10 protein-coding genes are annotated in these 12,295 nt (G+C 69.3%); 9 read left to right on the top strand and 1 reads right to left on the bottom strand.

Annotated elements, in window-relative coordinates; all coding sequences use genetic code 11:
- Positions 1 to 57: 57 nt before the first annotated feature.
- From ahcY to OP18_RS41075, 9 genes are all read left to right on the top strand, one after another.
- Positions 58 to 1,548, top strand: a complete 1,491-nt coding sequence (gene ahcY / locus OP18_RS41115; protein ID WP_033364626.1) for an adenosylhomocysteinase — start codon at positions 58 to 60, stop codon at positions 1,546 to 1,548.
- Between the two features lie 145 nt (positions 1,549 to 1,693).
- Positions 1,694 to 2,536, top strand: a complete 843-nt coding sequence (efeU, locus tag OP18_RS41110; RefSeq protein WP_033364625.1) for an iron uptake transporter permease EfeU — start codon at positions 1,694 to 1,696, stop codon at positions 2,534 to 2,536.
- A gap of 33 nt (positions 2,537 to 2,569) precedes the next feature.
- A complete protein-coding gene (gene efeO, locus OP18_RS41105) occupies positions 2,570 to 3,715 on the top strand; it encodes an iron uptake system protein EfeO (RefSeq protein ID WP_033364624.1) in 1,146 nt (381 codons plus the stop codon).
- Positions 3,716 to 3,793: 78 nt separating this feature from the next.
- The gene (gene efeB, locus OP18_RS41100; RefSeq protein WP_033364623.1) at positions 3,794 to 5,053 is read left to right on the top strand and encodes an iron uptake transporter deferrochelatase/peroxidase subunit; all 1,260 of its coding nucleotides are present in this window, start codon (positions 3,794 to 3,796) and stop codon (positions 5,051 to 5,053) included.
- Between the two features lie 285 nt (positions 5,054 to 5,338).
- A complete protein-coding gene (locus OP18_RS41095; RefSeq protein WP_033364622.1) occupies positions 5,339 to 7,096 on the top strand; it encodes an ABC transporter family substrate-binding protein in 1,758 nt (585 codons plus the stop codon).
- A 78-nt stretch (positions 7,097 to 7,174) separates the two neighbouring features.
- Positions 7,175 to 8,161, top strand: coding sequence for an ABC transporter permease (locus tag OP18_RS41090; protein ID WP_033364621.1), 987 nt, complete (start codon positions 7,175 to 7,177; stop codon positions 8,159 to 8,161).
- Positions 8,154 to 9,065, top strand: coding sequence for an ABC transporter permease (locus OP18_RS41085; protein ID WP_033364620.1), 912 nt, complete (start codon positions 8,154 to 8,156; stop codon positions 9,063 to 9,065). The genes OP18_RS41090 and OP18_RS41085 overlap by 8 nt, the downstream gene beginning before the upstream one ends.
- The gene (locus tag OP18_RS41080) at positions 9,062 to 10,183 is read left to right on the top strand and encodes an ABC transporter ATP-binding protein (protein ID WP_052388098.1); all 1,122 of its coding nucleotides are present in this window, start codon (positions 9,062 to 9,064) and stop codon (positions 10,181 to 10,183) included. The genes OP18_RS41085 and OP18_RS41080 overlap by 4 nt, the downstream gene beginning before the upstream one ends.
- A complete protein-coding gene (locus tag OP18_RS41075; protein WP_033364619.1) occupies positions 10,180 to 11,220 on the top strand; it encodes an ABC transporter ATP-binding protein in 1,041 nt (346 codons plus the stop codon). Before OP18_RS41080 ends, OP18_RS41075 begins: the two co-directional genes overlap by 4 nt.
- A gap of 83 nt (positions 11,221 to 11,303) precedes the next feature.
- Here the strand turns inward: OP18_RS41075 and OP18_RS41070 are convergent, their stop codons facing one another.
- Complete coding sequence (locus OP18_RS41070) at positions 11,304 to 12,230, bottom strand: RDD family protein (RefSeq protein WP_052388097.1); 927 nt, start codon at positions 12,228 to 12,230, stop codon at positions 11,304 to 11,306.
- Between the last annotated feature and the right edge of the window lie 65 nt (positions 12,231 to 12,295).

The raw sequence follows: 12,295 nt of genomic DNA, 5'->3' as shown, positions 1-12,295 counted from the left end.
TCAGCGCGGCCCGGGACGGGCCCAGGTTCACATCCGGCCCACAGACCAGGAGACTGCATGACCAGCACGCTGCCGCCGCGGACCGACCAGGCGAACCGCCCGAAGACCGTCGCCGAGGGCGACTTCAAGGTGGCCGATCTTTCCCTGGCGGCCTTCGGGCGCAAAGAGATCCAGCTCGCCGAGCACGAGATGCCCGGTCTGATGGCGATCCGCCGAGAGTTCGCCGCGTCGCAGCCGCTGCGGGGCGCGCGGATCACCGGCTCGCTGCACATGACGATCCAGACCGCGGTGCTGATCGAGACCCTCGCGGCGCTCGGCGCGCAGGTGCGCTGGGCCAGCTGCAACATCTTCTCCACCCAGGACCACGCGGCCGCCGCCATCGCGGTCGGCCCCGAGGGCACGCCGGAGCAGCCGGCCGGCATCCCGGTCTACGCCTGGAAGGGCGAGACCCTGGAGGAGTACTGGTGGTGCACCGAGCAGGTCCTGCTGTGGCCGGACGGTGAGGGCCCCAACATGATCCTCGACGACGGCGGCGACGCCACGCTGCTCGTGCACAAGGGTGCCGAGTTCGAGGGCCTCGGCGCGGTCCCCGCGGTCGACACCGCCGACTCGGAGGAGTACGCGGTCATCCTCGGCCTGCTGCACACGTCCCTCGCCGAGGACAACCGCCGCTGGACCAAGATCGCCGCCGGCATCAAGGGCGTCACCGAGGAGACCACCACCGGCGTGCACCGCCTCTACGAGATGCAGCAGCAGGGCACGCTGCTCTTCCCGGCGATCAACGTCAACGACTCGGTCACCAAGTCGAAGTTCGACAACAAGTACGGCTGCCGCCACTCGCTCATCGACGGCATCAACCGCGCCACCGACGTGCTGATCGGCGGCAAGGTCGCGGTCGTGTTCGGCTACGGCGACGTGGGCAAGGGCTGCGCGGAGTCGCTGCGCGGCCAGGGTGCCCGGGTCATCGTGACCGAGGTCGACCCGATCTGCGCGCTGCAGGCCGCGATGGACGGCTACCAGGTCGCCACGATCGAGGACGTCGTCTCGACCGCCGACATCTTCATCACCGCGACCGGCTGCCTCGACGTCATCACCGCCGAGCACATGGCGCAGATGAAGCACCAGGCGATCGTCGGCAACATCGGCCACTTCGACAACGAGATCGACATGGCCGGGCTGGCCAAGCGGTCCGACGTCACGCGGATCCAGATCAAGCCGCAGGTCGACGAGTGGAAGTTCGACGACGGCCACTCGATCATCGTGCTGTCGGAGGGCCGCCTGCTGAACCTGGGCAACGCGACCGGCCACCCGAGCTTCGTGATGTCCAACAGCTTCGCCAACCAGGTCATCGCGCAGATCGAGCTGTTCACCAAGCTGGAGCAGTACCCGATCGGCGTCTACACGCTGCCGAAGCACCTCGACGAGAAGGTCGCCCGGCTGCACCTGGACGCCCTGGGCGTCAAGCTCACCGAGCTGACCAAGAAGCAGGCCGAGTACCTCGGCATCCCGGTGGAGGGTCCCTTCAAGCCGGACCACTACCGCTACTGACACCAGCGCGCACAGGGCTCGGTCGCTGCGGCGGCCGGGCCCTGTGTCGTTTCGCGGGGCCCCTCTACAACTTGTAGAACCCGGCGGCCGGCCGGTAAGGTAACGCTGACCTAAGTAAGGTTCGGCTAACCTGCGGAGCGCTCGAATGACCGCCATCTACCTGATCGGCCTGCGCGAAGGGCTCGAGATCACCCTGGTGGTCTCGATTCTCGTCGCCTTCCTGGTCAAGAGCGACCGCAAGCACCTGCTGAAGTTCGTCTGGGCCGGCGTCGCGGCCGCGGTGCTGCTGTCCGTCGGCTTCGCCGCCCTGCTGGAGGCGGGCGCGGCGACGCTGAGCTTCGAGCACCAGGAGCTGTTCGAGGCGTGCGCCTCCTTCGCCGCCGTCATCTTCGTCACCTGGATGATCTTCTGGATGCGCCGGATGGCCCGCCGGATGGGCGCCGAGCTGCGCGGCCGGCTCGAGGAGGCGATCCAGGTCGGTGCCTGGGCGATCGCCGGCATGGCGTTCCTCGCGGTGATCCGCGAGGGCCTGGAGACCTCGATCCTCTTCTACGCCGCGGCGCAGGGCACGAAGGACTCCGCCGAGCCGCTGATCGGCATCAGCCTCGGGCTGCTCACCTCGGTCGTGCTCGGCTGGCTGCTCTACGCCAGCGCCGTGCGCATCAACCTGACCCGCTTCTTCACCTGGACCGGCGCGCTGCTGGTCCTCGTCGCCGCCGGGATCTTCAAGTACGGCGTGCACGACCTGCAGGAGAGCGGTGTCCTGCCGGGCATCAACACGCACGCGTACGACGTGACCGGGGCGCTGCCGCCGGACACCTGGTATGCCGAGCTGCTGCGCGGCATGTTCAACATCACGCCGCAGCCGACCGTGCTGGAGACCGTCGCCTGGCTCGGCTACGGCATCCCGGTCCTGGTCCTGTTCCTGCTGCCGCTGCTGAAGAAGACCCCGACGCCGGCGTCCCAGCCGGTCAGCACGTCGGCCTGAGCCTGAGCGCCTCACCCCTTTCGTAGGAGAACCATGCGTATTTCAGCCTTGATCGCGGTGAGCGCCGGCACGGCGGCCGCGCTGACCCTCGGTGGCTGCGGCGGCGGTGACGGCACCGGCGACGCCAAGCCGGCGGCCGGCGGCAACGGCAAGATCGCCGTGACCGCCACCGACACCGAGTGCAAGGTCGAGAAGACCGAGGTCGCGGCCGGCGCCGTGACGTTCGCGGTCAGCAACAAGGGCAGCAAGGTCACCGAGTTCTACGTGTTCGCCTCCGGTGACCGGATCATGGGCGAGGTCGAGAACGTGGCGCCCGGCCTGAGCCGCGAGCTCATCGTCGAGCTGCCCGCCGGCACCTACGAGACGGCCTGCAAACCCGGCATGAGCGGCAAGGGCATCCGCGGCGGCTTCAAGGCCACCGGCGAGACCAAGCCGCTCACCGACGACGCGAAGCTCGCCCAGGCGGCGCAGGACTACCAGCGCTACGTGAAGAGCCAGACCGGCGCGCTGATCGACAAGACCACCGAGTTCGTCGACGCGGTCAAGGCCGGCGACATCGAGAAGGCCAAGGCGCTCTTCCCGATCGCCCGCACGTACTGGGAGCGCATCGAGCCGGTCGCGGAGAGCTTCGGCGACCTCGACCCGGCCATCGACGCCCGCGAGGCGGACCTGGAGACGGGCCAGGAGTGGACCGGCTTCCACAAGATCGAGAAGGACCTCTGGGTCACCAAGGACATCAGCAAGTCCGGCCCGACCGCCGACAAGCTGCTCGCCGATGTCAAGACGATCGTCGAGAAGTCCAACAGCGTGCAGCTGTCGCCGCTGAACCTGGCCAACGGCGCCAAGGAGCTGCTGGACGAGGTCGCCACCGGCAAGATCACCGGTGAGGAGGACATCTGGTCGCACACCGACCTGTGGGACTTCGCGGCCAACCTCGAAGGCTCCCGCGCCGCGATCGCCGCGCTCCGCCCGGTGATCGAGGAGAAGGACGCGGCCCTGGCCAAGACCCTCGACGAGAAGTTCGCCGCGGCCCAGGCCGAGCTGGACAAGCACCGCAAGGGCGACGGCTGGAAGTTCCACAACGAGCTGTCCGAGGGCGACCTGAAGGCCCTCGGCGACGCGATCAACGCGCTCGCCGAGCCGATCAGCAAGGTCGCCCCGCTGGTCGCCGGCAAGTAGGCCGGCACGGTCCCGGCCGCGAGGCCGGGACCGCACCCGCACCGCACCCCGGCACCGCACCCACGGAAGGGACGCACGATGGATCGACGCAAGATGCTCGGGCTCGCCGGCGCCGGCGCCATCGGTGCCGCGGCCGCGGGCGTGGCCGGCGCGACGCTGATCGACGGCGCCACGCATCCGGCGCAGGCCGCGGACGCGGGTGCGGCGATCCCGTTCTACGGCGAGCACCAGGCGGGCATCGTCACCCCCGCCCAGGACCGGCTGCACTTCGTCGCCTTCGACGTCATCACCGACAAGAAGGCCGAGCTCGTCGAGCTGCTGGAGAAGTGGACCCACGCCGCCGCGCGGATGACGCAGGGCCGCGACGCCGGCAGCATCGGCGCGGTCAACGGCGCCCCGGAGGCGGCGCCGGACGACACGGGCGAGGCGCTCGGCCTGCCGCCGTCCGGCCTCACCCTCACCATCGGCTTCGGGCCGACGCTGTTTCGCACCGCCGACGGCAAGGACCGCTTCGGCATCGCGGACCGCCGCCCCGCCGCCCTGGCCGACCTGCCGCGCTTCGCCAAGGACGCGCTCAAGCCGGAGATCTCCGGCGGCGACATCTGCATCCAGGCGTGCGCGCACGACCCGCAGGTGGCCGTGCACGCGGTGCGCAACCTCGCCCGCATCGGCTTCGGCGTGGTCAGCGTCCGGTGGACGCAGCTGGGCTTCGGGCGCACCTCCTCGACCTCCCGCGGCCAGGTGACCGCCCGCAACCTGTTCGGCTTCAAGGACGGCACCGCCAACCTCAAGGCCGAGGACACCCAGCTGCTCAAGGACCAGCTGTGGGTGCAGCCGGGTGACGGCGCGGAGTGGATGACGGGCGGCTCGTACGTCGTCACCCGCAAGATCCGCATGCTCATCGAGACCTGGGACCGCACCTCGCTCGGCGAGCAGGAGGCGATCATCGGGCGGAACAAGGGCGAGGGCGCGCCGCTGGGCGGCAAGGGTGAGTTCGACGAGCCGCAGTTCGCCGCGAAGGGCGCCGACGGCCAGCCGCTCATCGCCGCGGACGCCCATGTGCGGCTCGCGCACCCGGACGCCAACGAGGGGGCCCGGCTGCTGCGCCGCGGCTACAACTTCGTCGACGGCTCGGACGGGCTCGGCCGCCTCGACGCCGGGCTGTTCTTCATCGCCTACCAGCGTGATCCACGCCGGCAGTTCGTGCCCGTGCAGACCCGTCTCGCGCGGCAGGACTCGCTCAACGAGTACATCCGCCACGTGTCAAGTGGTTTGTTCGCGTGCCCTCCGGGCATCCGTGCGGCCGACGACTACTGGGGTCGGGCACTCTTCGCGTAGATTCGACACATTTGAAGGTGTGTTTCTCGGATATTTCGGGCGCAAGTCAGCAAGATCTAATTTCACCATCTGTAACATAGGGACTTCGGAACGTCCGTTTCGTTGTCCAAATGGTCAGGCAACAGTCCGCATAACGGGACAGTTACGAATCTCTACATCCTCTATGCAGGTAGCCCCGCGCGTCGTTTCCTTTAGGCACCACAACGCAGCCTGGTTGGCCCACGGTCGTGCCCGCGACCGCGGACTCCATCGTGGCCAGGGCTGTCGTTCCTGACTGGAGGAGACATGCGCACGAGATCGAAGGGGCTCACCGGCCTCATCGCGGTCGCGGCGGCTTCGCTGCTCACGTTGACCGCCTGCGGTGGCGGGAGTGAGAGCAACAAGGAGACGCCGACGTCCAACGCCGGTTTCGCCGACTGTGAGAAGAGCCCGAACACCTGCAACAGTGGCAACACCAAGCCGGGCGGCGAATACATCTTCGGCCTCGAGCAGAGCTTCACCAGCTGGAACGTCAACACCGAAGAGGGCAACACGCTCGTCGCGGCACAGGCCCTGTCGGGCGTCCTCCCGCAGCCCTTCAAGTCCGACCCGAGCGGTCAGCTCCAGCTCAACGCCGACCTGCTGGCCTCGGCCGAGCTCACGAACCAGAACCCGCAGACGGTGGTCTACAAGATCAAGCCCGACGCGGTGTGGAGTGACGGCACGGCCATCAGCGCCGACGACTTCATCCTCGGCTGGAAGTGGAACTCCGGCAAGAAGGAGCACTGCTCCGAGTGCACGCCGGCCAGCACCTCCGGCTATGACCTGGTCAAGAGCATCGTCGGGTCGGACAACGGCAAGACCGTCACGGTCACCTTCGAGGAGGGCAAGACCTACGCCGACTGGAAGGGCCTCTACTCCACCGACGGCCTCTACCCGGCCCACCTCGCGACCAAGCAGGGCTTCGACCTGAACAAGCCGGAGGGCGTCAACAGCGCCTCGAACTGGTTCAGCGAGACCGTGCCGACCTGGTCCGGTGGCCCGCTGCTGATCGACACGTTCAACAAGGACCAGTCGCTGGTGCTCAAGAAGAACGACAAGTGGTACGGCAAGGTCAAGCCGTCGCTGGACAAGGTCGTCTTCAAGTTCATCGTCGACCAGGGCAGCGTCATCCCGGCCCTGCGCAACAAGGAGATCACCGGCATGTCGCCGCAGCCGAACGCGGCGCTGGTGAACGGCGCGGCCGAGACGCCCGGCGTGATCTACCGCATCGGCCACGGGTACCAGTGGGAGCACCTGGACCTGAACCTGAAGAACAAGTACCTGGCCGACGTCGCGCTGCGCCAGGCGATCTTCACCGCGATCAACGTCAAGTCGGTCATCGACAAGACCTACGGCGTGTTCGACAAGGCGGCCAAGCCGCTGGGCAGCCACAACTTCTTCCCGGGTGACCCGAACTACAAGGACTTCGTCACCCCGACGGGCCAGGGCTCCGGCGACATCGAGAAGGCCAAGAAGATCCTCACCGACGCCGGTTACAAGATCGAGAACGGCAAGCTGATCACGAAGACCGGCGAGGCCGTGCCGTCGCTGCGCTTCCGCCACACCAAGGGCAACCAGCTGCGCGCCACGACCGGCGAGCTGGTCCAGGCCGCGCTGAAGAACATCGGTCTGGACATCAAGATCGAGGTCACCGAGACGCTGGGCAAGACGCTCTCGTCCGCCGACTACGACATGATCATCTTCGCCTGGGTCGGCAGCCCGCTCTTCCAGGGCTCGGCCGAGCAGAACTGGGTCACCGGCAACGGCGGCAACTACGGCAGCTACTCCAACGCCGAGGTCGACAAGCTGACCAACGAGGGCGCCCGGTCGCTCGACCCGAAGAAGGCCGCCGACCTGATCAACCAGGGCAACGAGCTCATGGTCAAGGACGCCTATGTCCTGCCGCTGGCCCAGAAGCCCACGCTGACGTTCACGTACTCGGACTACGTCAACATCCGCGACAACGCCACGCAGTGGAGCCCGACGTACAACATCCAGGAGTGGGGCCAGAAAGCGGCCTGACGCGCCGGATCGACGGGGACCCCGGACGCCGACCGGCGTCCGGGGTCTTCCCGCACCTGCGAACAGCGGAGGAAACTCATGATCGCCTATGCGGTGCGCCGGCTCCTGATCGGAATCCCGGTGCTCATCGCCGCCTCGATATTCGTGTTCGTCGTCGCCTCGTTCTCGGGCAACCCCATCGACGACATGGAAGCGCGCAACCCACCGGTGCCGCTGGAGACCAGGCAGTTGGAGGCCCACCGGCTGGGCCTCGACAAGCCCCTGGTGGAGCGGTACGTGAACTGGCTCGGCAACCTCGTCCTGCACGGCGACTTCGGCCAGTCCACCGAGAAGACCATCAACATCGGCGACCAGCTCGGTGACCGGCTCTGGGTCACCCTGCGCCTGGTCTTCGTCGCCATGCTGCTGGCCGTGCTCCTGGCCGTGATCTCCGGCGTGCTGAGCGCCGTCAAGCAGTACAGCAAGATCGACTACGGCTTCACCTTCGTCGGCTTCCTCGCCCTGTCCATCCCGTCGTTCTGGCTGGCGCTGCTGCTCAAGGAGGCCGGCGTCGCGTACAACCAGAGCACCGGATCCCAGGTCTTCTACACGCTCGGCGATCAGGACTACAACCACGACACGTTCGACACGTGGGGCAAGATCACCGACATCGCGGGGCACATGGTGCTGCCCACCATCTCGCTGACGCTGATCACGTACGCGGCCTGGAGCCGGTACCAGCGCAGCGCGATGCTCGAGGTGCTCAACAGCGACTACGTGCGGCTGGCCCGATCCAAGGGGCTGCGCCGCCGGCAGGTCATGATCCGCCACGCGCTGCGGACCGCGCTGATCCCCCTCGCCACCATCACGGCCGTCGACATCGGCGGGATCTTCGGCGGCGCGGTGATCACCGAGACCGTCTTCAACTGGTCCGGCATGGGCACCTACCTGCTGGAGTCCGTCACCCGGCGGGACGTCAACTCGCTGCTCGGCTGGCTGCTCGTCTCCGGCCTCGTGGTGATCGTCTTCAACATCATCGCCGACCTCCTCTACGCCGTGCTGGACCCGAGGATCCGCTATGAGTAGCTCACTGGTCACCAAGGCCCCCGAGACCACCCCCGTCCTGACCACGCGCCAGCGCAGCCAGCTCGAGCTGGTGCTGCGCCGCTTCCTGCGGCACCGGCTCGCCGTCGGCAGCCTCGTGCTGTTCCTGCTCATCGTGCTGTTCGCGTTCGTCGGGCCGCTGCTGTGGAAGTACGACTACGCCTACATCGACGGCCCGAGCTTCTCCCCGCCGTCGGCGCAGTATCCGCTCGGCACCGACCAGGCCGGCCACGACCTTCTCGGCCAGAGCATGCGCGGCACCCAGCAGTCGCTGAAGATCTCGCTGCTCGTCGCGCTGATCGCGACCACCTTCGGCGCGCTGTGGGGCGCCGTCGCCGGCTTCTACCGTGGCCGGGTGGACGGGCTGCTCATGCGCATCGCCGACGTGGTGCTGACCCTGCCCAGCATCGCGATCGCGGTGACCCTGTCGGTCAACTTCCAGGGCGGCGCCAGCTGGTGGGGGCTCGCCCTCGTGCTGTCGTTCCTGGCCTGGGCCGGCGTCTCCCGGGTCGTCCGCGGCGTGGTGCTGTCGCTGCGCGAGCAGGAGTTCGTCGAGGCGGCCAAGGCGATGGGCGCGAGCGACCTGCGCATCATCGTCCGGCACCTGCTGCCCAACGCCCTCGGCACGATCATCGTCGCGGCCACGGTGATGATCGCCACCACGATCCTCGCCGAGACCGCGCTGTCCTTCATCGGCTTCGGCGTGCAGCGCCCGGACACCTCCCTGGGCCTGCTCATCAACGACGCCAAGCTCTCCGTGCAGGACCAGCCGTGGCTGTTCTACTTCCCGGGCATGTTCATCATCCTCATCGCGCTGACCGTCAACTTCATCGGTGACGGCCTGCGCGACGCGTTCGACCCCCGACAGACACTGGTGCGCCGATGACCTCCATCGAACTCAACACCCGCCCCACCGCGACCGACACCGTGCTGGAGGTCGACAACCTCAGCGTCTCGTTCCCCACCGAGGACGGCCTGGTCAAGGCGGTCCGGGGCGTGTCGTACACGCTGCGGCGCGGCGAGACGCTCGGCATCGTCGGTGAGTCGGGCTCCGGCAAGTCGGTCACGTCGCTCGCGCTCATGGGGCTGCTGCCCAGCTCCGCGAAGATCACCGGCTCGGCCCGCTTCCGCGGCGAGGAGCTGCTGGGCAAGAACGACCGCGAGATGAGCAAGATCCGCGGCAAGAACCTGGCGATGATCTTCCAGGATCCGCTGACCTCGTTGAACCCGGTGTACAGCGTCGGCAAGCAGATCGCCGAGGCCGTCCTGGTGCACCACGACGTGAGCAAGCGCGCCGCCTGGGAACGCGCGGTCGACCTGCTCAAGGTCGTCGGCATCCCGTTCCCGGAGCAGCGGGTGAACAACTACCCGCACGAGATGTCCGGCGGCATGCGCCAGCGGGTCGTGATCGCCATCGCGATGGCGAACAACCCCGAGGTCATGATCGCCGACGAGCCGACCACGGCGCTGGACGTCACCGTCCAGGCGCAGGTCCTGGAGGCGCTCGAGGCGGCCCGCACGGAGATCGGCGCCGCGCTGGTGCTCATCACGCACGACCTCGGCGTCATCGCCGGGCACGCCGACCGGGTCTGCGTCATGTACGCCGGCAAGCTGGTCGAGTCGGGCACCGTCGACGACATCTTCTACCGGCCGCGGATGCCCTACGCCCTCGGCCTGCTGGGCAGCCTGCCCCGCGTCGACGAGGGCCGCGACGCCCGGCTCACCCCGATCGTCGGGACGCCGCCGTCGCTGCTCAACCTGCCGCCCGGGTGCCCGTTCCGGCCGCGCTGCCCGATGGCCCAGGACGTCTGCGAGGAGGTCGAACCCGACCTGCTCCCGGTCGAGCCCGGCGGCCAGCACGCCGCGGCCTGCCACTTCAGCACTTCTCTCGTCGACACGCAGGCCACCGACGTCTTCGCGGTGACCTCCGTCGACGTGGACACCGAAGAGGTCGCGGTGGCCGACACGGCCCTGGCCGCCGACACGCCGGAGGACGCCGCATGACGACCGAACTCACCAAGCCGGCCGCGACCGGGACCGTGATCTCGGCCCGCAACCTGGTCAAGCACTTCCCGGTCCGCTCGCGGGGCATCCTGCGCCGGCGGATCGGCGAGGTGCACGCCGTCTGCGACGTCTCCTTCGACATCGGCGCCACCGAGACCCTCGGCCTGGTCGGCGAGTCGGGGTGCGGCAAGTCGACCACGGCCCGGCTGCTGCTCAACCTGATCCGCCCGACCAGCGGCGAGATCCACTACGCGGGCAAGGATCTCGCCCAACTGTCCCGCGCGCAGATGCGGCCGCTGCGCCGCGACCTGCAGATCGTGTTCCAGGACCCGTTCGCCTCACTCGACCCCCGCATGACGGTGTTCGAGATCATCGCCGAGCCGCTGCGGATCCACGGCCTGTTCTCCGACGGCGGCGCGGCCAAGGTCCGCGAGCTGATGTCGACCGTCGGGCTCAACGCCGAGCACGGCAACCGCTACCCGCACGAGTTCTCCGGCGGCCAGCGCCAGCGCATCGGCATCGCCCGCGCGCTGGCCCTGCGGCCGAAGGTGCTGGTCCTCGACGAGCCGGTGTCCGCGCTGGACGTCTCCATCCAGGCCGGGGTCATCAACCTGCTGGAGGACCTGCAGCGCGAGCTCGGGCTGTCCTACCTGTTCGTCTCCCACGACCTGTCCGTGGTCCGGCACATCGCCCACCGCGTCGCGGTCATGTACCTGGGCCGCATCGTGGAGACGGCGACGGTCGAGGACCTGTTCACGAAGGCGTCGCACCCGTACACGCAGGCGCTCATCTCGGCGATCCCGCTGCCGGACCCGCGCAAGGAACGGGTCCGGCAGCGGATCCTGCTCACCGGCGACGTGCCCAGCCCGGTCGACCCGCCGAGCGGCTGCCGGTTCCGCACCCGCTGCCCGAAGTTCGCCGGCCAGCTCAGCGCGCAGGAACGCGAGCTGTGCACGAACGAGGTGCCCGCCCTGACCGACCGCGGTCAGGGCCACCGCAGCGCCTGCCACTACGCGGAGGCCGTCCAGCTCGTCTAGGACGCCCCGCTCCCGGCCCCGGTCTGCGCGCACAGGCCGGGGCCGCGGCACGTGTCCCGGCGGCCCCGGCCTGTGCGCGGCGGCTACCGCGGCACGGCGGGGCGCAGCGGGTGCGACGCCGGGGCCGGCTCGAACGGGCCGACGAGCTGCGGGCCGCCTGCGGCGGGCAGACCGGGCCACACGCTGGCCGACGCCGCGCGGGCCTTGACCAGCTGCACGCTCGCCCGCCGGTTGCGCTCGGCGATCACCGCCGCCAGGTACGCCCACCCAGGCGCCTCCGGCGGAGGCGGGGGAGTCGTGCACATGGCGACCTCGCGGGCCAGGGCGCGGCCCAGGGCCGTGCGGGACGGCTCGGTGATCTCGCGGTTGCGGGCCAGGAAGTGCCGCACGGCGAGCGCCAGGCTGTCGTCCAGGCCGGTCAGGTCGAGCCGGGCCGCCCAGCCGCGCAGCGGCGGCGGCATCGCCGGCACCCAGCCCCAGCTGGCGGGGGTCCGCTCGTGGATGACGATGGTGCCGGCGGCCCAGTCGCCGAGCCGCTTGCCGCCGCGGCCGACGAGCATCGTGCCGAGGCTCGCGACCCAGGTGACCACGGGCAGCAGCAGGCCGGGCCACTCCAGGGTCATGCCGACCAGGGCCCGGGTGAACGCGTGCCGGAAGCGCACCGGCCCGCCGTCGTCGCGCACCACGCGCAGCCCCATCGCGGCCTTGCCGGGGGTGCGCCCGCGCAGGACCGTCTCGAAGAACGCCGGGTACCCCAGCGTGACGGTCGCCAGGATGACCGTGAAGACCGCCTGGCCCAGGCCGTCGTCGAAGAGCCCGGCGGCGCTGCTCACCAGGCGGAACAGCGCGGCCAGCACGACCAGGAACATGAAGAGCGCCACCTGGCCGAAGGCGTCGATGATCAGGGCGAGCACCCGCGAGCCGAGCCGGGCGACGCGCACGTCGAGCTCGACGGCCTCCCCGCTGACCAGGCGGTCTCCTGGGCTCTCCGGGGCGGTGGCGATGCTCATGGGCAACAGTGTGCAACAGCGGCGCCGCGACGGTGGACCGCGTGGGGTGCCGGGGCCGTCTACGC

Source organism: Dactylosporangium aurantiacum (assembly GCF_000716715.1).
Classification (GTDB): Bacteria; Actinomycetota; Actinomycetes; order Mycobacteriales; family Micromonosporaceae; genus Dactylosporangium; species Dactylosporangium aurantiacum.
The sequence above is the reverse complement of the archived record's forward strand: the minus strand, read 5'-3'. Positions and strand labels throughout refer to the sequence as shown.

What these genes read in the sequence shown, in the direction of transcription:
- OP18_RS41090 (WP_033364621.1), top strand. Translation starts at nt 7,175, where the DNA reads ATGATCGCCTATGCGGTGCGCCGGCTCCTGATCGGAATCCCGGTGCTC.
- OP18_RS41075 (WP_033364619.1), top strand. Translation starts at nt 10,180, where the DNA reads ATGACGACCGAACTCACCAAGCCGGCCGCGACCGGGACCGTGATCTCG.
- OP18_RS41070 (WP_052388097.1), bottom strand. Translation starts at nt 12,230, where the DNA reads ATGAGCATCGCCACCGCCCCGGAGAGCCCAGGAGACCGCCTGGTCAGC.
- efeU (WP_033364625.1), top strand. Translation starts at nt 1,694, where the DNA reads ATGACCGCCATCTACCTGATCGGCCTGCGCGAAGGGCTCGAGATCACC.
- efeO (WP_033364624.1), top strand. Translation starts at nt 2,570, where the DNA reads ATGCGTATTTCAGCCTTGATCGCGGTGAGCGCCGGCACGGCGGCCGCG.
- OP18_RS41095 (WP_033364622.1), top strand. Translation starts at nt 5,339, where the DNA reads ATGCGCACGAGATCGAAGGGGCTCACCGGCCTCATCGCGGTCGCGGCG.
- ahcY (WP_033364626.1), top strand. Translation starts at nt 58, where the DNA reads ATGACCAGCACGCTGCCGCCGCGGACCGACCAGGCGAACCGCCCGAAG.
- OP18_RS41080 (WP_052388098.1), top strand. Translation starts at nt 9,062, where the DNA reads ATGACCTCCATCGAACTCAACACCCGCCCCACCGCGACCGACACCGTG.
- OP18_RS41085 (WP_033364620.1), top strand. Translation starts at nt 8,154, where the DNA reads ATGAGTAGCTCACTGGTCACCAAGGCCCCCGAGACCACCCCCGTCCTG.
- efeB (WP_033364623.1), top strand. Translation starts at nt 3,794, where the DNA reads ATGGATCGACGCAAGATGCTCGGGCTCGCCGGCGCCGGCGCCATCGGT.